This window comes from Gardnerella sp. Marseille-Q9185, assembly GCF_046508745.1.
GTDB lineage: Bacteria > Actinomycetota > Actinomycetes > Actinomycetales > Bifidobacteriaceae > Bifidobacterium > Bifidobacterium greenwoodii.
Genome location: NZ_JBKFWK010000006.1, coordinates 23,439 through 44,415, shown reverse-complemented (window position 1 = coordinate 44,415; position 20,977 = coordinate 23,439). Strand labels below are relative to the sequence as shown.

Genomic DNA, 20,977 nt, shown 5'->3' with positions numbered 1-20,977 from the left:
TTTCTATTAAAGAATTGTTGATATCGCATAGAAGTAAACTAAGATAACAAGTATGGCGATTGGTTTTAATATTCTACTCATTATGATTTTTTTGCTATTTGGTTCCGTATTTGCGGCAACCGAATTAGCTTTAGTGAGCTTGAGAAGTTCGCAAATTGATCGCATGGAGCTTCAGGATGCTCGTGGGGCTAGAGTTGCGAAAATTGCGCGAGACCCTAATACTTTTCTATCTGCACTGCAAATTGGCGTAACGCTTTCTGGTTTTCTTTCTGCATCCTTCGGCGAATCTGCGTTAGCTCCTTACGTTGTGCCTGTTGTGTGCTCATGGGGAGTGCCTAAGCATGTTGCAGGCCCGCTTACCACTATTTTCTTAACTCTTATTATTTCGTATTGTTCTATTGTAATTTCTGAATTAGTGCCGAAGCGTATTGCAATGCAGCGTTCTGAGCAGATTGCGCGAGCGGTTGTGCCGGCGGTAGATATTTTCTCGAAAATTTGCAAGCCGCTTATTTGGCTTATTGGTAAGAATACTAACGGTTTTGTGCGTTTGCTTGGATTTGATCCTAATGAAAAAGAAAGCGAAGTTTCTGACGAAGAATTGCGCGTGCTTGTTAATAGCAATAAGCGTTTAAGTCAGGATGAGCGCAATATTTTGGATGACGTGTTTGATGCTTCGGAAACAATTGTTGCTGAAGTGATGCGCCCGCGTGCTGACGTGGAATTTCTGGACGGCTCGTTAAGTCTTGAAGAAGCAGCTGCAAAAATTCGTGAGCTTCCGTATTCCAGATATCCGGTTATTGGCAAGGATTTTGACGACGTTATTGGTTTTGTGCATGTGCGCGATTTGTTGGATGTTAGAGATCCTAACGCAAAAACTGTTGCAGATGTAACTCGCGAAGGAATTAGTCTTCCTGGAACTTCAAAGCTTTTGCCAAGCCTAGAGCTGCTTCGAAAGCGCGGAATCCACTTGGCTATTGTTATTGACGAATACGGCGGAACTGACGGAATTGTAACTCTTGAAGATATGACAGAGGAGCTTGTTGGAGATATTCGCGACGAGTATGATCTGCCTGAAGAATCTGAGCAAAATAATGTGAATAAAACAACTGCTTTTGTAAATGGTGTTGCAAAAATTGATGGTGGTATGACCATTGAAGATTTTGCTGACATTACAGGCATTGAGCTTGAAGATGGACCTTATGAAACTGTTGCAGGCTATTTCTTAGCGCATACTGGTTCTATGGGAAGCGTTGGAGCTGTTTTGCACGATGCAGACGGCTACGATATGACTGTAACTGCGGTTGATGGTCGACGTATTGCTACTCTTGAAGTGCGTCGCCGCGCATAATTTAAGCCGTAGCAGTAGAATGTAATAGTAATAAAAAATCTAAGGAAGGATAAATATGGCCTTATTGCATATTTTGCCAGGTCTCGACGAGGCGGCCAGTGAAAAGGCTGTTGCTGTTTTGCAGAATCGTTTAAGCCATGAGCAGGAGGCTGCTTTGGTGCTTAAACATGCTCATTGGAATGTTACTGGCCCAGATTTTATTGCTGTGCACGAAATGCTTGATCCTCAGGTTGCTGAAGTTTTGGCGCAGGCGGATGAAACTGCTGAGCGAATTGCAACTTTGGGTGGTTCTCCACTTGGACGCGCAGACGATGTTGTTGCAGCTCGAACATGGAAGCGTTTTGCTTTAACTGGCCGCAAGTCAACTAAAGAATATTTGCAGGCTCTTATTGAGTATTACAACGATATGATTGCAGACGATCGCAAAGCTATTGCAGAGCTTGATGAGCTTGACATTGTGAGCTCTAACATTATTCAGGATCACGTGCAGCAGCTGGAAAAGTTCCAGTGGTTTATGCGTAGCCATCTTGATTAATTAACCTCTGTTTGATTTTTTTGATTCAAACCGCAACATGCCGTTTTCTTTTTTATGGCGTGTTGCGGTTTGACATTTTCTGTGGCTGTGCTACAGTAACTACTTGTATGTTTTAGGCATACAAGTTGGGCCCGTAGCTCAGGTGGTTAGAGCGCATCCCTGATAAGGATGAGGTCGGAGGTTCAAGTCCTCCCGGGCCCACGATAGAATGGTTACATTCTTTCAAATGGGGCTATGGCGCAGCTGGTAGCGCATCTGCTTTGCAAGCAGAGGGTCAGGAGTTCGAGTCTCCTTAGCTCCACGGACAGAGTTCTGATTGATTCTTCAATCAGAACTTTTTTGTTTCTTGAGTGCGTGTTCTTAGTTTTGCTTTAACTTGTGTTTGTGAGAATGTTTCTCATCAAGGCCTATTGGTATGATTACTAAATACAAATATAAATTAAATATAAATCTTTACGCCGTGTATTGAGTGCACTATTTAAGTTGCGCTCAGTGGGTTAACAAGGCGTGAAATCGTGTGTTAGCAGCGTTTTAAGCGTAGTTAACCTGATCAGCGTAAGGAAAGTGTATGCGTAAACTTTTAGCATATTGCCGTCGTGCACCACAATTAACAGTCGTAATTCTCGCTTTTCCTTTTATTGTGGCTTTTTACTCATGCAATTTGCCTATATTGGCTACTTTCAATGAGCAAATTTATAATTTTTCGCAACAAATCTTTGATTTTTTAAATCTTGATTTCGATATTTCAATAAGTCTTAGTGTTGGCAAAACTATTATCGTTATTCTCGTTTTATATACCAGCCTTGTTTCTTTGCGTAACATGATTAAAAATTTATTGCGCGGAACTTTAGGTATTGATTTGCTAGCTTTTGTTGCATTGCTTGCAACGCTTTTTATTGGTGAGTTCTGGGCAAGTTATTTGATTGTTGTAATGGTTTGGACGGGAGAGGCAATTGAAGATTTTGCGCATATGAAAGCTCAGCGCAATCTATCTCTTTTAGTAAGTGCAGCTCCAAAAACTGCTCATCTTATGACTTTGCCAGGTATTGAGCATGGAATGAATAATAATCAAGCAAATGATGAATCCTGCGAACTGCCATGTTTGAGTGAAAATCAGTGCAAGCCTAGCTCGTGTGTTCTGTGCCAGCATGCTGAATTTAGAAAAGTAGATGCCACTAATTCTAAGCAATCTAATAGTAGCGAGCAAAATTGCGAAAGTAATTGCGAAAATAATAACTTGCAAAATTGCAACTGTAAACGAAATAATTGCCCATTTTTACAAGCATCTGCAGACGGCGAAATCACCTCAAATTTGCAGCGTTACGCTACAGTTGCAGTTGATGAATTAAAGATTGGAAACGTAATTATTGTGCTTCCCGGCGAAACTGTGCCGGTCGATGGTGAGCTGCTAAGCGGTTCTGCAATTTTAGACACAAGTGCTATTAACGGAGAATCTGTTCCTAGAGAAGTCTATGCGGGAGCTTCGGTGCTTTCTGGCTGCGTAAACGGCGGCGTTGTGCTTATTATGCGCGTAACCAAGCTGTCTAAAAATTCGCAGTATCAGAAAATCATGCAGCTTGTTGAGTCTGCTAGGTCTTCTAAAGCTGCAGTAGTTAGATTTGCAGACATGCTATCTGTGCCGTTTACAATAATTTCGTTTGCAATAGCCGGCTTTGCTTGGAGCTTTTCTGGCGACGCATTGCGATTTGCGCAAGTATTGGTTTTAGCAACCCCATGTCCTCTGCTTATTGCAGTTCCAGTTGCTTGCATGGCTGGTACTGGGCGTTTAGCAAAACTTGGAATTGTTGTTAAAAGTCAGGATGTGCTTGAGCAATTAAGTCGTGTAACAGACGTATTTTTTGACAAAACTGGCACGTTGACGGTTAAACAGCCGCAAGTTGCAAGAGTTGACGTAGTTGATTCTATGCAGAAGGCTGATCGCATAGTTATGCTTGCGGGCGTTCTAGAAACTTATTCTCAGCACATACTTGCAGGCGGTATTGCTAAAGCGGGAGCAAAGCTGTGGGAAAATGCTCACCCATCGTCGGTTCCGCAACTTCCTAGCGTTAGAGAATACCCTGTAGTACACAGTGTTAAAGAAGCTGCAGGCCAGGGTATTCAGGGCGTTGTGGATGGCATTTTAGTGCGTGTAGGCAGACACAAGTACGTTACAGAACAAAACGCGAATCAAACTATAGGTAAATCTCTTGCAGCAGACGAAATGGCAACCTACGTGTCTTTTGACGGCGTGCTGGTAGGAAGAATCGTATTAAAAGACGTGCCGCGAAATAACGCGAAATCAACTATTGCTTTGTTGCGCGCTTTGGGTGTTAGAACAATAGCAATGCTTACCGGTGACGGTTTACAAGCTGCAACAACCATTGGCAAAAGCGTTGGTATTGATTCGGTGCATGCAGATTTGCTTCCGCAAGATAAATTAGCGTATGTAAAAAAGCACAATTACAATGCAGCCAAAAATAAGAAAGATTCAACCGTAACCATGATGGTTGGTGACGGAGTAAATGATGCTCCAGTTCTTGCAGCTGCAGACATTGGTGTGGCTGTAACGGATGGCACAGATACTGCAGCATCGGAGTGCGCGCAAGTAGTTATTATGAACAACAATATTGCGTCAGTTGCTAATGCTGTAAGCGTTGCAAAGCATACAAAACGAGTTATGATACAGTCAGTTTTGCTTGGAATAGGTTTGGCTATTGTAAGCATGATTTTAGCTGCTTTTGGTTTCATTCCAGCGGTTATTGGAGCAATGATGCAGGAAATTATTGACGTTATTTCAATTACTTGGGCGTTAACTGCTTTGCGCTCGCGTGAAAAGATTAAATAAAGCGTTTTAATCTAAGCTTTTTAACGTAAGCATTTTGTAAGACTTAGCAATGCGCTAGTCTAATTAGGAAAGCACTTGAAGGAAATCTGTGCTTGAAGTCCGCGCATAATGCGCGCAAAAACGGCAAAAGTGCCGTATTGTATAGTTCAATATGGGGATAATAATGAAAAAAAATAATTTAATAGAAAATGTTGCACCAGAAACATCTCAGGCCTCTGAGATTTCTAAAGTGCATGCTCCTGAAGTTAGAATTGCAGTAATTGGTGCAGGACCTGCTGGAGTGTATTCTTCCGATATTTTCTTGCGACAACTTGCTAAGCGTGGCGAAGAATTAGGACTCGGCACAAGCGCTCGCATTGATCTCTTTGAAAAATTGCCTGTGCCTTTCGGCTTAGTGCGTTATGGTGTGGCTCCGGATCATCCAAGTATTAAATTTATTGCCGATGCGCTTGAAAAAACTCTTGATAATCCAAATATTCATCTTTATGCGAATGTTGAATTTGGTAAAGATATTACTTTAGAAGATTTGCTGGCGCGCTACGATGCAGTGTTATTTGCTACAGGAGCTGTGGAAGATAGGCCATTGCGGGTTCCAGGTGCTGATTTAGACGGAGTGTACGGAGCTGCAAAATTCGTAGAATGGTACGACGGATACCCAACTAGCAAGCGCACGTGGCCGCTTGAAGCCAAGGAAGTAGCTGTTATTGGCGGCGGAAATGTGGCAATGGATGTTGCTCGTGAGCTTTTGCGAGATCCTGATTATTTGCGCGCGCATACGGATATTCCAGACGACGTGTACGAAGGATTGCAAAAAAATCAAACTCAAACCTTGCATTTATTTATTCGCCGAGGCGTAGCTCAAGCGAAATTCTCCGTGCAAGAATTGCGCGAAATGGAAAAGTTATCCGGAGTGCAAATTGTTATTAACGAGGACGATTTTGAGCTAGACGATGAAACGATAGAAGTTGCTGGTAACGATAAGCTCACGCGCCAAATGGTTGAGGAACTTTTTGCGATTCGAGACATGGCAGAAGACATGGAAGATGGCGGAAACGTTGATTTTGAAGGAAATCCTGCTAACCGACGTTACGTTATTCATTTCAACTCGGCTCCTGTAGAAATTCTTGGCGAAGATGGGAGTGTGAAAGCAATACGAGTTGAGCGAACTGTAACAAGCGCGGATGGCACAATGTCTCGCACAGGTGAATTTGAAGATTACGCTGTGCAAGCCGTGTATCATGCGATTGGCTACCATCCTGCTGAGGTTGCAGGCATTGCTTACGACGAAAAGCGTACTTTGCTCGCGAATAATGATGGTAGAATCGTAACTTCTGCGGAAAATGGTGAGGTGCGCGAACGCTTGTACGCTACCGGCTGGGCTAAAAGAGGACCTGTTGGTTTAATTGGTTCTACTAAATCTGACGCTCTTCTTATTGTTGATCGCATGCTCGAAGATTTAGCTAAATCTGGGCTGATTGCAGAGGATCGTAACGAAAAGTCCATAAATGAGCTGCTTAAATCTCGAGGCGTGAAAGCCATTGATTACGCCGGCTGGAAGCGAGTAGATGAGTATGAGCGTGAAGCTGGTGCTAAAGAGCAGCGCGCTCGAAAGAAAGTAGTATCATCTGCGGATCTTATAGCTATTGCCTTAGATTGTTAATCTGCGGTTGTTGATTTGTGGTTGCTGATTTGCGGTCTTGCCTGCCGCAATCAAACAGCAAGTGCTCTGTTTATGTAATTATTTAGCGCTAAGTAAGCATAAGTATTTGCATACTCAATAGCACATGCTAGTCTTAAAAAGTTGCATACAATAATTGTTTGCAACATGCGGATGTAGTTCATCGGTAGAATGGAAGCTTCCCAAGCTTCAGAGGCGGGTTCGACTCCCGTCATCCGCTCTTCGACAAGTTCTTTTACTATCTAGTATTTAATTCGATTTGCTTTTCTCATGCTTAAAACAACAACGAAGCTTGCAAATAGCGTTACTGCGATGCTAATAAGTGCTGGAATTGTTTGGATTCCAGTATTCGCAAGAGGATGGCTGCTTGTGGTTGGCTTGCTCGCTTCTTTCTGCGTGATTACGTTCTTGTTTGCGTTGGCAGTTGTTTCAGAGCTTGCGCTTGAAGTTAATTCGTTTTCGATAGTATTTTGCACATTTTGTGTGTTTTGTGTTTGTGGAATACCAGTTTCACCTGTGGACGGATTCTGTGAAGTGTCATCCCTCTTTACTAAAACGTTCGTCCAAGCAACTTGATTGCCGGCTTCATCAATCAGCACAATAGTGTGATTTCCCACATATTCTTTAGGAATAACAGCGTCGAAAGATGGTTTTCCATCTGCACTGAAATGAACCGTTACGTATTCGGTTCCATATTGTCCATTTAGAAGACGAGGATTTGAATAAATGTACGCGTAGGCTTTTACTGCTTTCTCACTCATCAAGCGCTGCATAAATTCATTTGTAGCGTTCAATTGCACAGAAATCTTATTGTTTTTACCTGCGTAAACAATGTTGTGTTCGCCGGCTTTTAGAGTGTTTGCAAGCTCGGTTTTAAGTTTATTAACACTTGCTGGAGCTGACGGTATTGTTGTAGTTCCCGCACTCTGATTGGTCTTGTTATGATTTGTAGGATTTTCAGGTTCAGCAGGATGATTGTTTTCATTATGCTGTGGGTTTGGAGTTGGGTTTGAAGGGTGCTCAGGCTGAGGTTGCGGTTGTGGTTGCGGTTGTGGTTGAGGCTGAGGCTGTGGGGTTGGTGGTACAGGCGCTGGCGGCACTGGCGCTGGTGTTGGAGTTGGTGGCGCAGGCGTTGGTGTAACTGGAGTTGCTGGCGTTAGCTTGGTCCAAGGAATGGTTTTCTTCGCTGGTTTTAATGGTGTTGCTGGAATTATTTTTACAACGTGAGCTTTAAGAATTACCTTCCGTTTTGCGCCACTCGCAAAAGTTACTTCTACTTTAAATGTTGCTTCACCAATGTTTGTTGTATCTGGTTGTTCTACAACTTTTACTGTGCTGTTTTCTGGTAAACCTTGCAAATACGGCTTAAAGTCGAAATCAGCAGGAATCGTAGTATCTTTTTTGACTTCTACTTTCTTACCTTCTACTACCGTAACGTTTGGAAGTTCCTCGATATTAGCCAATCGCTTATGAATAATTATTGGAACTATAATAGTTTTTACTGAATTATCAGATAATGTAAGTAATATTTTACCTTCGTATTTTCCGCTTTTAGAAGTATCAATAGCGGTTTTATCTGTAATATCTGTAATAGTAGATCCTTGCGGTCTGTCAGATGCGTTAAGAAGATAATCTGTTACTTTTGGTAACTTATCGTTTTCAAAAATGTCTATGTTTTTAATTTTAGGCTCGAAAGATTGTTCGTCAGTTTTAATAACTGGTTCATTAACTAATCCGTCAAGTGCATCAATTTTGCGACCGATTCCCTCAATTTTATTGCGTTCGCCAACTGTGAATCCTTTGAAACTATCCATTCTAGGCTCAAAGTAACTACGAGATCCGTGACCTTCTCCAGATTTTCCTATGCTTATTGCGCCGTTAAGGTTTCCTATTGGTCCTATTACTTTATCGTTATCCACTTTGTAGTGAACAGCATAACCTTCTTTTGTTAATTTATCGCCAAAATCAGATGTTTCCCAAAGCCATTTGTTGAATAGATTTCCTTTAATCTTTGGAGCGTTAAAAGTATAGGCCTTTGTAATCCATTGGTAATTTTTTTGTTTAGCGTAAATTAAAGCACGTTGAGATAAATAACCTCCGAGAGAATGCCCTGTTATATATAAATTAGTAGCAAGTTTTTCTCTATTGATTTTATCCATCACATTGTTTACATCTAAAGCTTGGCTCGGGTTTGATCCCATTGCTAGTTTAATGTCATTAGTAAAATCTCCGCCGCTTTCAGTTCCTCGGATTCCAAGAACTTGCACGCCGTTTTGTTCAATAAATGGATATGCAGGATTTACATTTTCAAAAAGAATAGCATCAAATCCGCTTCCAAAGTGGTATGTTTCTTTGACTTTCCAGAATGGCGCAAGCTCGTTATGCATAAGCTTATATTCGTTGCGATCTTTGTGAATTTTAGTGAGTGGTCTTGAGTAGTCAAGTACTTCTTTGACGTACTCGTCTTTTCTATACACAAGTTCCATAAACAGCGCCATGTCGCGAGGGCTAATATCCCACCTGCGAGGATTTTTATCGTCTTTGTCGTTTAATCCATCGCCGTCGGTGTCCTTAATAAGCGGATGTGAATTGTATCCGTAATATGTGCGTCCGTTTTTTACGTAAGTGTAAAGCTCTTCGCTGTTCTTAAGACCGTCGTCATCGCTATCTGCGTTTGGATCTAGCTCGGGCTTGTGATATAGCAATGAGTCAATCTGATTATTTTCCAAACGAATTCTGCCAGTTGAAATGTCGTGAGCAGTTTGTGCAGTCAAAGGAGTATGCACTGGTTCGCTAGCAGTAGTGCTATTTTCAGTTGCCAATGCAGCTGTAGTTGTAGCTAATGGTAAACCAATAAAACTTGTAGAAAGTAAGCCGAAAGCTACTATTATGCCGCTTATGGTTTTGAAAATGCTAGCGTTGCTTTTCATGTTTGCGCTAATCCTTTATCTGTTTTAGTGCGTTATTTCAAGTACATTATACGGTATACGCGTATCTTGCTTAATAAATCAATATGCATGCTTATAGTCTTATGCAACTAAAAACAAGACTTTCTACTATATATTCTGTTAAACAATGCTGTCAAATACCCTAATTAGTGATATAGAATACATTTTAACTATGGAAGCAACACTATTTATTGCCTATAATCAGTATTGATAGTTTCGCTTAGAAAGCACAATTAAACATATTGAGGAGCATAGTATGAGTTTAATGAACACGCATATTCTTCCATTCAAAGTAAATGGTTATAAGAATGGTGAATTTGTTGAAGTAAGCGATGCTGACGTACTCGGCAAGTGGGCTATTTTCTTCTTCTACCCAGCGGATTTTTCATTCGTATGCCCTACTGAGTTGGAAGATCTTGCAAACCACTATGAAGAATTGCAAAAGCTAGGTGTTGAAGTTTACTCAGTTTCTACGGATACACATTTTGTGCACAAAGCATGGCATGACGATTCTGAAGCAATTGCAAAAGTAAAGTACACAATGTTGGGAGATCCTTCCGGAGCTCTTTCGCGTAATTTTGATGCTTGGAATCAAGAATCAGGTTTAGCTCACCGCGCAACTTTCCTAGTTGACCCGCAAGGTATGATTCAATTCTTCGAAATGACAGCTGATGGCATTGGCCGTAATGCCGACGAGCTGCTTCGTAAAGTTAAGGCAGCGCAGTATATTGCAGCGCACCCAGGCGAAGTTTGCCCAGCAAAATGGGAGCAGGGTGAAGAAACCTTGGAGCCTTCTATCGATTTGGTCGGCAAAATCTGATTTTTGCAATTAAATATTAAAGAATCTTTTTAAAGAATTTTCGCAATGCGTAGGGGGCTACGTTCATAGTTTCCTACGCATTTAACTTATTTTTGCTTGTGGCTAAAGTTACCGAAGGAAGTAGATTATGTCTTTGTTGAATGCGTCATTAACTGCTCAGCTTTCAGAATTACTAAAAAAGATGGTATCTAAAATAGAAATCGTTTCTTACGTTGACAATTCTGAAACATCTCAAAAAGTTAGAGCATTGTTAGAAGAAGTATCTCAACAAAGCAACAAAATCAGTATTGTTGAAGTAAATAATAATGAAACCAACAATTCAAAGCGTAAGCCAAGCTTTGAATTGCGCAGAAAACTAGATAATTCAGCAAATGGAGAATCTACTGTATCGGTTAGTTTTGCAGGATTGCCTTTAGGACACGAATTCAGTTCTTTAGTATTAGCGCTTCTACAAGTAAGCGGCTATGCGCCAAAAATTAGTGATGAGCAGCGCGAAGCAATACTTAAACTTGGTCCACACAATGTAACAACTTACATGTCGGTAACTTGCTTAAATTGCCCAGAAGTTGTGCAATCACTTAATACCATTTCTATTATTAACCCTAAAATTCAGCATATTGCAGTAGAAGGTAGCGCTTTTAGAGAAGAAGTGGAGCGCCTTGGCATAATGAGCGTGCCGGCAGTGTTTGAAGATGGCAAACTTATTTCCTCAGGACGAGCAGGAATAGACGAACTTGTATCTGTGCTTGCAGCACAAGAAAAATCTGTTGTTCAGGACGAGAATGGAAATAATGATAATAGCATTTCTGCGGCAAACGCTGCGCTCGCAGAAAAAATGAATGCACAAGACCCATACGATATTGTTCTTGTGGGTGGTGGCCCTGCTGCTTCTGCTGCCGCAATTTACACTGCTCGTAAAGGCTTGCGTACAGCTATGATTATGGATCATCGTGGCGGGCAGGTTGTAGAAACCGAAAGTATTGAAAATCATATTTCGCAAACGCATACTACTGGCGCTCAACTAGCAGCAGATTTAACTAAACATATTTCGCAATACGATATTGACGTATTTACTCCTGATTGGGCAGACTCGCTCGATTTAGCCAAAGAATCATGCGGTTTGCATACGATCCATGCTCGTTCTGGCGGATCTTTGAAAGCTCGTGCAGTGATTATTGCAACTGGCGCAACTTGGCGTACATTAGGCGTTCCTGGAGAAGATGAGTATAGGAATAGAGGTGTATCATTCTGCCCTCATTGCGACGGTCCGCTTTTCAAAGATAAGAATGTTGTCGTTGTTGGTGGCGGAAATTCTGGAGTAGAAGCAGCGATTGATTTAGCTGGTATTGCAAAGCACGTTACTGTAGTCGAATTTATGGATACTCTTAAAGCGGATCAAGTATTGCTAAATACTTTGCATAATTTGCCAAATACTGAAATTATTACGAGTGCTGCTGTAAGCAAAGTTGAAGGCAATGGCAATAAAGTTACGGCAGTTAAATATATAGATAGAAATAGTGCGAATAATTCCGAATCTAAAGAGCATGTTATTGAAGCGGACGGCGTATTTGTGCAGATTGGTTTGGCTCCAAATACTCGCTGGCTCGCAAATCAGATTCCTCTAAATAATAGAGGAGAAATTATTACAAATCGCGCTGGTTGCACTGATATTCCAGGTATTTTTGCTGCTGGAGATTGTTCGGACGAACCGTATAAGCAGATTGTTACAGCGTATGGAACGGGCGCAAATGCTGCATTATCTGCATTTGACTATCTTATCCGCAGCTCGCAACGCAGATCTTAACTTCTGATGGTAGAGAAGTAATTTATGTTGCGAAAAAAATTTAACCCCGGCGCCTGTGCGCCGGGGAAATAAAGGAGAGAAGAAAAGAATAAATTCTAGGTGCTTTGCACCTGTCGTTTTGTTCGACACTATTATAAAACCATACTATTCTGAGCAGTACAGTAATACAACCTGAAAATTCTCTGTGAATATTATACTTTTCTTCTGAATTTTACGATTTTTGCAAAAAATCATGCCATAAAAGCATTGCTAGCTTAAATCAGCACGGTAGAAATGCTCATACGAACGCGACGGAGTTGGACCGCGCTGACCCTGATAGTGCGAGCCGTTAACAGCTGCACCATACGGATTCTCGCATGGTGAGCTTAACTGGAAGAAGCACATTTGGCCAATCTTCATACCCGGCCAAAGCTTAACCGGCAAAGTGCTCACGTTAGAAAGTTCCAAAGTAATATGACCTTCGAAACCTGGATCAATAAAGCCAGCGGTGGAATGTGTCAAAATACCAAGGCGTCCAAGCGAGCTCTTGCCTTCCAAGCGTGCAGCAATGGTTGCGTCAAGCTTTACATACTCCCATGTAGCTCCTAGAGCAAACTCACCAGGATGCAAAATCCAAGGCTCATTAGGAGCTACCTCGAACTGTTCTGTAAGCTCACCCTGATTTTCTGCAGGATCAACATACGTGTAAGCATGGTTGTTAAATAAGCGGAAAAAACGGTCGAGGCGCACGTCAATTGACGCAGGCTGTACCATTTCCGGGGTCCATGGGGTCAAATCAATATGACCCTCATCATGAGCTTTGAGAATGTCGTGATCAGACAACAGCATGACGTCAAATCTCCTTGCAATAAAGCTTATACATCAGTAACTTCATTGTTCGCACGAAATATTTACTGCTATTTTGCGCGAAAATTACAATACTGATAATTGTAGCGCGTGCCGCGGTCTGTGTTTGCTTGCTTTTAAGCAACCACAGTTAAAGCTTTTTGAGCCTTGTGCTTTGCGATGAAACGTAACACGCACTTTCTTAACTCCGAAGCAATAAGCACAACCATTGAAAGGCCAAGGCACTCAAACCATTCATTTAAGCTCAAAGGAACAGTTCCAAATGGTTCGTTCAAGAACGGTATGTAAATTACTGCCAGCTGTAGAAGCACAGAAACTGCAATAGCGCCCCAAAGCCAACGGTTTGCAAACAAACCTACAAATACGCTTTGTGAATCGGAACGAGAAGCTAGTGCGTTAAGCATTTGCGCAAACACAAGAATTGTGAATCCCATTGTGCGAGCGTGAGTCATTTGTGCAGCGTGGCTCATAATGCCAACAGAACGGTCAGTAAATAAGCCTCCTGCCAAATGCATATCCATTCCAATTAACGTAATAGCAGCCATAATTATGCCGATAAATACAATATCTCCCCACATTCGTCGGTCGATAACGCTATCGGTAAGTTTTCGAGGCTTTCTATCCATTACATCGTCAGTTTGCGGGTCAACGCCCATCGCTAGCGCAGGAGCTGCGTCCGTAAGCAGATTAATCCACAAAAGCTGAGTTGCAAGAAGTGGAAGCGTAACACCTACGGAATTAGGCTGCGTGATGCCTAGCGCTCCAGCAAAAACAACACCACCGAAAACGGTGCAAACTTCACCAACGTTAGAACTGAGCAAGTATCGCAAGAATTTACGAATATTGTCGAAAATTCCACGGCCTTCGCGCACTGCTGCAACAATTGTAGAGAAATTATCGTCAGCCAAAATCATCTTGGCGGACTCTTTAGTTACTTCTGTGCCAGTAATGCCCATTGCGACGCCAATATCGGCAGACTTTACTGCAGGAGCGTCGTTTACGCCGTCGCCTGTCATAGCAACAATATTTCCTTGACGTTGCAATGAAGAAACAATAGCAAGTTTGTGCTCAGGAGCTACTCGCGCGTACACGCTAGTTTTACTGATAGCTTCATCAAAAGCAATATTGTCGTCGTCGCGTGAGAGCAACTCGTCAAGTTCATCGCCTGTAAGCGCATGCTCATCTTTTCCAATAATTCCAAGATCTCGAGCAATGCGCGTAGCCGTAAGAGGATGGTCGCCGGTAATCATAACAGTGCGGATTCCAGCTCGGTGAGCTTGAGCAACGCTGTCTCGAACTTCAATGCGAGGCGGGTCAATAATTCCAACCATGCCGTTCCAAATTAAATCAGATTCCAAAACGTCACTTTGCTCAGCAACATCAGCAATCTGACCGGCAGCATTAGAAACCATGCCGTCAACTTTCGCCAAACTATCAACACCAAGCGGACGATACGCCATTCCAAGAGTTCGGTAAGCTTCCCCCGAAAGGCGCTCAACAGTTGCCAAAATATCTTCACGGTCACCGTCAGTAAGCGGACGTACAGCACCAGCTACTGCAATTCGAGTGCAGTAAGAAAGAAGCACATCTGGAGCGCCTTTAGCGCAAACAATAAGATTTCCAGAATCTGAACCATCTTTTACAACTACAGACATGCGTTTGCGTTCAGAAGTAAACGGAACTTCAGCAACGCGAGTTAAGTGAGCGTAACGCTTATCTGCCTTTGTTTTACGCGCTGCAGCAACAATAGACACTTCTGTAGGATCTCCAACTGGCTGCCAATTTTTAGTAGATTCGTCGTAATGAAGATCGCCATCGTTAGCCAAATAGCCGGAACCTAAAGCTCCTAATACTTCTGTAGCAAGATTTTGCGGGACAGCAAGATCCGCATCTGCAGAATCAAGCAGCACCATTCGACCTTCAGGCTTGTAGCCGCTACCGGTAAGCTGCACTTCTCCACTAGGAGTAATTACGCGCTCAACGGTCATTTCGTTGCGAGTTAATGTGCCTGTTTTATCGGAGCAAATAACAGAAGCAGAACCAAGTGTTTCCACAGATGAAAGTTTTTTTACAACCGCATGATGCTTAACCATGCGCTGCACGCCAAGAGCAAGCACAACAGTCAAAATAGCAGCTAAGCCTTCTGGAACTGCAGCAACAGCAAGAGAAACGGAAAGAAGAAGCGAATCAATAATATCCTGAATACTATGGAAGCCTTCTAGCAGCCACATTGAGGCAAGAACAACAGCCGCAATAATGCATACAGCAATACCAAGAACCTTAGAAACTCTTACCATTTCGCGCTCAAGAGGAGTGGATTCTTCGTCCGACTTGGAAAGCATATCCGCAATTTTTCCAACCTGCGTGCTCATGCCGGTTGAAGTTACAATAGCGCGACCAGTTCCTTGCGTAACAGCAGTTCCGTTGAAAACCATGTTTGTGCGGTCGCCCAAAGCTTTTGCGGATTGCAAAGTATCGGGACGCTTGCTTACAGCAACCGATTCGCCCGTAAGACTTGCTTCAGCAACACGCAAAGATGCTGCAGCAATTAAACGGCCGTCCGCAGAAACAGCATCGCCCTCGCCAAGAACAAGAATATCGCCAGGAACTACCTCGGTAGTATCGATGCGTATAACGTGTCCATCTCGCAAAACCGAAGTTTGAGGTGCGCTCATTCTAGATAAAGCCTCAACCGCTTCTTCCGCGCGTGCCTCTTGAATAAATCCAAGAACAGCATTTGCAATCAAAATTATGATAATAACAATGGAATCAAACGGTAGAACTTCTCCACCGCTGTTACCTTTATGCTGTGCTCTCTCCACGAACCAAGCAATTGCAGAAATAATAGTAGCTGCAATCAGCAAGTAAACAAGTGGATCTTTGAACTGTTCAAGGAATCGCTTCCATGCAGGCGTTTTTTCGGATGCAGCAAGCGCGTTCGGACCGAATTGTGCAAGTCGTTTAGATGCTTCTTCGGAACTTAAGCCGCAAGTTACGTCTACGTTTAAAGCTTGTGACACTTGTTGAACGTTTTGCAATGAAGGATCCTGATTGGCATCAGAGGCCTTGCGTTTGGATTGATCAAGAGTGTGATCAACCATGTTTTCCCCCTTGGGAGCGCCGCGGAGTAGTCAATAATCGCAACGCGAACGCTATTTTGTACGTTCAGCACTGTAACTATTGCGCGGTTGTGGAATATTGCGTCACTTTTAAAAAGCAGTTATTCGCACTTTTCTAAAAGCTTCCTGCAATAAATAAGTACCGTTCTATTATGTCATATAACGCGCCAATAAGTGCGCGAACCTAAAAAGAAGTATGTAAAATTAATAAAATTTATTGATATTTATTAAAAGTTAATGCTGCTTATTGCAAACTCAATGCCTCGGGGGCATGTGAGAATAGAGGTATGACTACGAAAAAAGGACCGACCAAGGGGTCGGGTGGAAAACATCGCAATGCATTGCGAGGCAAAGGGCCTACGCCAAAGGCTGAAGATCGCGTATATCATAAGGCTTATTTCGCTAAGAAAGCTGCTATAAAGCGCACTTTCGCTGACCCGCGTTTAGCTGCAAGGCGAAGGGTGGATAAGTTTGCCTCTGATTCGGATGAGTTGGTTATTGGCCGTAATGCTGTTCTTGAGGCTCTTAGAGTTGGAGTTCCAAGTTTACAGTTGTACGTTGCAAGCCGAATCGAACATGATGATCGCACTCGCGAAATTGTAAAACTTGCTGGAGTTAAGGGCTTGCGTCTGCTGGAAGCTGACCGTTTGGAAATGGATAGAATTGCGCGTTCTAGCAACCATCAGGGCATTATTTTGAAAGTGCAGCCTTACCAGTATTACGCTTTGCAGGAATTGGTTGAACGTGCAGAAAAGAAGTCTCGCGCAATGGAAGCTGCTGATTCTGCTGCTGCTCGAATTAATGCTCGTCCGTTGTTTATTGCTTTAGATGGTGTGACGGATCCGCAAAATTTGGGTGCTGTTATTCGTTCTGCTGCAGCATTCGGAGCTAACGGCGTGATTTTGCCTGAGCGTAGAAGTGCTTCCGTAACTGCTGCCGCTTGGAAAGTTTCTGCTGGTGCTGCAGCTCATTTGCCAGTTGCTCGAGTTGTTAATTTGAATAAGGCTATTCAAGGTTTGCGCGAGCGCGGCTGGTATGCGATTGGTCTTGATGGCGGCGGCGATAAGCTCGTTGGTGAAACTGGCTTTGAAACTGATCCGCTGGTTGTGGTTCTTGGCTCTGAAGGTAAGGGCATGAGCAGACTAACTCGTGAAGTTTGTGATGCTATTGCTGGAATCCCAATTTCTAACGCAGTTGAGTCACTTAACGCCTCGGTTGCGGCTGGAATCAGCTTGTATGCTGTGGCTAACGCTCGTCGTTTGGCTGCTGCAAAACAAAATTAAAATTAGATTCTGAAAAATGGATTCTATAAATTAGATTCACAAATATTTATAAATTATTCTGTTATGTCACGCTCGCCAAAGTGCGGGCGTGATTTTGTTTGCAAAATGAAGGAAGTTATGAACAATAATACGACTGCAAATCAATCGTCTAAAACCATATGGCTCGCTAAGCACTTTCGCGCGCTTACGCTATCAGCGTATCTTGTGGTTGTTGCTATTGTTATGTGTTTTCACGAGCCGTGGTTTGACGAAGCGCAGAGTTGGCTTATTGCACGCGATTCTTCGTTTGCTGATTTGTTAACTCTTCGTCCGCATTACGAAGGGCATCCGCCACTTTGGACACTTCTTCTTTCAATCCCTGCAAAAACAGGTGTTCCGTACGAAATTGGTCTTAAAGGTGTGCAGTTTTTGTGCGCTGCTCTTCTAGGAGGATGGCTGATTTTCCGCGCTCCTTTCAATCGCCTTACTATTGCGCTTCTGCCATTTACTTATTTTATTTGCTTCCAATACGGCGTTACTGCACGCCCTTACGCATTGCTATGCGTTTCTTTGCTAATGGTTGCACATTATTGGAAATATGCGGATTCTAAGCCATCTAATACTTGGAAACTTGTGCTAAGTCTTGTGTTAATGTGTGCGATTAGCGCTTATGGAATTGCTATTGCTGCAGGTTTTGCCTTGGCTTGGGTTGTGCGAAGTGTACAGATAGCTGGAATTAAGAATGCTGTTTGCGAAATATTTTCTAACATAAATCGTTTGCTTGGATGGATTTTGCTTGCTTTTGTTGGTTTTGCAAGCATTGCCTGCATTTGGCCTGCTGCTAACGCATTTGGTTCCCGCGCAACTTTTAGCGGAAATTCTCATCTTATTCAATTTCTGTATTTTATTTTCGTAGTTCCGTCAGAAAGCATGTTTACAGCATTCGCTGGAGATGTCTCTTTGAGAAGAATGTCTTTAGGAATATTGCCAACTATTATTTGCGTTCTTATTTCAATACTGATTTGGGCTTTCGCTATTTGTATTGCAAAGCGTAGGAAAATGTTGGTATCCCTTATTCTTCCTTATTTGACTTTTGCTATTATTGCAACGCAATATTTTACTTTGCATCATGCAGGAATCGTATTCGTATTCTTTATTGCGCAACTGTGGATGTGTGTTGCTAATAAGCCGCTTAATTTTGATATTAAGCTTGCAAATAAGTTAAGTAATAAGTGTGCATTTACTCAATCTATTATTGTTATTTTGCTAGCGCCAAGTTTGATTTGGAATATATTTGCTTGCGTTAATGATATTCGATTCGACTACTCAGGTTCTCGCGCTCTTGCTCAATTCATTCAGCGAAATCACGCAGAAAATAAGCGTTTCGTAACATCTTGGCTTCATAAAGAAGAAAAATTAGATAGTAACGGTAATACTATTTCCCCAGAATTCGAGGATGTACACCAGTATTCTTGGCAGCTTATTACAGCAAACCCTTATTTTGCGAAGAATCTTATTGATTGCAGTTATAAAAACAGTTCGTTTATTACTAATGAACGTCCTTCTGAGTCTCAAACGTTGGATGAAATATCAGCTTGCAAGGCTAAAAAAGAACCTCAATTCTTTGTAACCGAATCAAGCGAACCGTGGTACTACTTTGTTGCATTGGACTACAATATTGAGCATTACACGGCGCACGTTATTGCTAAAACTAAATCCTCTTTCAAATCGAATGTTTCCGAAGGAACAGTAACTGTATACGAGCGCAAAAGTAGTGTGAAGGAATAAATAAATACGCCCCAATTGCAAGATAATCGCAAGATGCATCTTACTGTTGGGGGCGTACTTATTATGGCCTTAAATATTTGCAGGCGTTATTTAATTTACCAGAATCCGAACGGATCAAAGATGCCGCCGTCATCTCCGTCACTATCGTCACGCTGCTGTAAATCATCGTCGTCATCGTCATCGGATTTACTACCACGATTTCGAGAGTTCTTTTTATTATTCTTCAGCGTCTTTTCTTTACGATTCATTCCGCTAACAGCAGCTTCTTCTTGGTCGAACGTAACAGTCAATTTAAGAGTGTTTCCGCCGCGAACTACAGTAAGTGTAGCCTTATTATTAAACGCTGTTGCTCGAACGTACCCAAGTAGAGCGTAATTATTAGCAACAGGTTTATCGTCAAACGCCACAATGGTGTCTCCAGCTTTAAGTCCTGCCTTAGCTGCCGGAGTTCCTTGATTTACAGAAACAATTTGAGCACCGCCGCGAGTAATGCCATTTGATTCCACGGCAACACTTTTAATCATAATTCCCAAAGCAACGTGCTTAACAGAACCATTTTTAATAATTTCTGAAACTACCCGCTTCACCAAGTTTGCTGGTATTGCAAAACCAATACCAATCGAGCCTGCTGTTCCGCCTTGAGTAGAAGTGGCTGCAATAGAAGAGTTTATGCCAATAATTTGGCCTGCTGCATTAAAGGTCGGTCCGCCAGAATTTCCTGGATTAATAGCGGCATCAATTTGCACAGCATTAGTTACGATTTCTGAACGGCTTTGATCGTCCATAACAGATACTGGACGATTTAATGCTGAAACAATACCTGTTGTAGCAGTGTCGTCATAGCCTAGCGGGTTGCCAATAGCCATAACTGCTTCACCAACCGCAAGCAAATCTGAATTTGCAAATTGTGCAGTTTTCAAATTTTTTGGCGGATTATCAAGCTTAAGAACAGCCAAATCTGTTGTTTTATCTGCTCCAACTAAAGTTGCAGAATATATTTGGCCGTTAGAAAGCGTAACTTGAATTTGTTTTGCGTCTGCAATTACGTGATTATTCGTAACTGCGTATCCTTTAGAATCAATTATTACGCCTGAACCCTTGCCCATTCCCTTGGCTAGGCGCGTTTGAATAGAAATTACGGAGCCAGAAACTTGACGAGCTACGCCACGCCAATCAGGAGATTGTGCGCCTTTAACTATTGCGGTTCCAGGGCCAGATGCTTTTGAACCGACGCTTTCTAAGGAGCTTCCTTGCGGTATTGCAATAAGGCCTTGCGAAACTACGAAAGTCATTACAACAACACAAACTATTGCTGAAATTACTGCAGATAAAATAGCAATCATAACAGGCGGAGTATTGTTATTTGCCTGAAGATTGACAAACTTTTCTCCCTTATTTACTGCGCTTGTTTCGCTGTGGTCTCCTTCATTTGTGCTATTAAACACTGGAGGAAGATTTTGCTGCGCGTTTTGATTAACATAATCGCCATTTGCTTGGTTAATATTTTCGTTAGATTCGTATGGATTTCCGAAAGCATTAGAAGTATTTGCTGAAGGGGCATAAGGATTTTGCGGCCCAACATATGAGGCAGGCGCCGCATTAGCGCTAGGCATATTTAAGTTAGGCTGGTTTGCGCTAGGCTGGTTTGCGCTAGGCTGGTTTGTGTTAGGCTGACTTGCTGTTCCACTATTATTCACAGGTCCGTATGCGCCGAACTCTGGAGCAGGACTATAAGCTTGAACATTTTGAGCAGTCCGCGGCTGCGAATTTTGTTGCGGCTGTGTGTTCTGCGAATCCTGCTGAGCTTGCGTGCCTTGCTGGTCCTGCTGATTTTGCGGGTTCTGTGGGCCTTGCTGCTGTGCAATAGCCTCAGTATTTACATTGTTATTGGATTCCTGCTGATTGGTACCATACAAATCGTCAGCCATTCATCCTCCTTAAAAAAGACTCTTGATACACCATCATAAACCATCTTCTTATTTAT

General features: G+C 42.5%; 12 protein-coding genes and 3 tRNA genes. 11 read left to right on the top strand and 4 right to left on the bottom strand.

Translation table 11 applies throughout. From position 1 onward, the window contains the following. Positions 1-52: 52 nt before the first annotated feature. The 7 genes from ACLD5M_RS05405 to ACLD5M_RS05375 all read left to right on the top strand — a co-directional run bounded on the left by ACLD5M_RS05405 (position 53) and on the right by ACLD5M_RS05375 (position 6,626). The gene (locus ACLD5M_RS05405; RefSeq protein ID WP_004136666.1) at positions 53-1,348 is read left to right on the top strand and encodes a hemolysin family protein; all 1,296 of its coding nucleotides are present in this window, start codon (positions 53-55) and stop codon (positions 1,346-1,348) included. A 55-nt stretch (positions 1,349-1,403) separates the two neighbouring features. Next, positions 1,404-1,883 (top strand): Dps family protein, encoded by a 480-nt coding sequence (locus ACLD5M_RS05400; protein WP_410314759.1) that lies wholly within the window; start codon positions 1,404-1,406, stop codon positions 1,881-1,883. Positions 1,884-2,010: 127 nt separating this feature from the next. After that, positions 2,011-2,084 (top strand) — tRNA-Ile (locus tag ACLD5M_RS05395). Positions 2,085-2,111: 27 nt separating this feature from the next. After that, positions 2,112-2,184, top strand: a tRNA-Ala gene (locus tag ACLD5M_RS05390). 267 nt (positions 2,185-2,451) lie between these two features. Continuing rightward, the gene (locus tag ACLD5M_RS05385; protein ID WP_410314758.1) at positions 2,452-4,728 is read left to right on the top strand and encodes a heavy metal translocating P-type ATPase; all 2,277 of its coding nucleotides are present in this window, start codon (positions 2,452-2,454) and stop codon (positions 4,726-4,728) included. A 163-nt stretch (positions 4,729-4,891) separates the two neighbouring features. After that, on the top strand, positions 4,892-6,388 hold the full coding sequence (locus ACLD5M_RS05380; protein ID WP_410314757.1) for an FAD-dependent oxidoreductase: 1,497 nt from the start codon (positions 4,892-4,894) through the stop codon (positions 6,386-6,388). A 167-nt stretch (positions 6,389-6,555) separates the two neighbouring features. Further along, a tRNA-Gly gene (locus ACLD5M_RS05375) sits at positions 6,556-6,626 on the top strand. A 22-nt stretch (positions 6,627-6,648) separates the two neighbouring features. Here ACLD5M_RS05375 and ACLD5M_RS05370 read toward each other — a convergent pair. Further along, positions 6,649-9,336, bottom strand: a complete 2,688-nt coding sequence (locus tag ACLD5M_RS05370; RefSeq protein ID WP_410314756.1) for a Rib/alpha-like domain-containing protein — start codon at positions 9,334-9,336, stop codon at positions 6,649-6,651. A gap of 274 nt (positions 9,337-9,610) precedes the next feature. On the opposite strand from ACLD5M_RS05370, the gene ahpC reads away from it, so the two are divergent. Then, positions 9,611-10,174 (top strand): alkyl hydroperoxide reductase subunit C, encoded by a 564-nt coding sequence (gene ahpC / locus ACLD5M_RS05365; RefSeq protein ID WP_004133847.1) that lies wholly within the window; start codon positions 9,611-9,613, stop codon positions 10,172-10,174. Positions 10,175-10,301: 127 nt separating this feature from the next. After that, positions 10,302-11,978, top strand: coding sequence for an alkyl hydroperoxide reductase subunit F (ahpF, locus tag ACLD5M_RS05360; RefSeq protein WP_410314755.1), 1,677 nt, complete (start codon positions 10,302-10,304; stop codon positions 11,976-11,978). Positions 11,979-12,227: 249 nt separating this feature from the next. On the opposite strand, the gene dcd is transcribed toward ahpF, so the two are convergent. Continuing rightward, on the bottom strand, positions 12,228-12,806 hold the full coding sequence (gene dcd, locus ACLD5M_RS05355; protein WP_004136673.1) for a dCTP deaminase: 579 nt from the start codon (positions 12,804-12,806) through the stop codon (positions 12,228-12,230). A 134-nt stretch (positions 12,807-12,940) separates the two neighbouring features. After that, positions 12,941-15,925, bottom strand: coding sequence for a cation-translocating P-type ATPase (locus ACLD5M_RS05350; protein WP_410314754.1), 2,985 nt, complete (start codon positions 15,923-15,925; stop codon positions 12,941-12,943). Between the two features lie 305 nt (positions 15,926-16,230). Between ACLD5M_RS05350 and rlmB the strand changes: the two genes are divergently transcribed. After that, entirely contained in the window at positions 16,231-17,226 is a 996-nt protein-coding gene (rlmB, locus tag ACLD5M_RS05345) for a 23S rRNA (guanosine(2251)-2'-O)-methyltransferase RlmB (RefSeq protein WP_410314753.1), read from the top strand. Positions 17,227-17,331: 105 nt separating this feature from the next. Continuing rightward, a complete protein-coding gene (locus ACLD5M_RS05340) occupies positions 17,332-18,993 on the top strand; it encodes an ABC transporter ATP-binding protein (protein WP_375169213.1) in 1,662 nt (553 codons plus the stop codon). Between the two features lie 95 nt (positions 18,994-19,088). Here ACLD5M_RS05340 and ACLD5M_RS05335 read toward each other — a convergent pair whose 3' ends face one another. Then, positions 19,089-20,921 carry a trypsin-like peptidase domain-containing protein gene (locus tag ACLD5M_RS05335; RefSeq protein ID WP_410314752.1) on the bottom strand — a complete coding sequence of 611 codons (1,833 nt, stop codon included), beginning with the start codon at positions 20,919-20,921 and terminating at the stop codon, positions 19,089-19,091. Positions 20,922-20,977 lie beyond the last annotated feature (56 nt).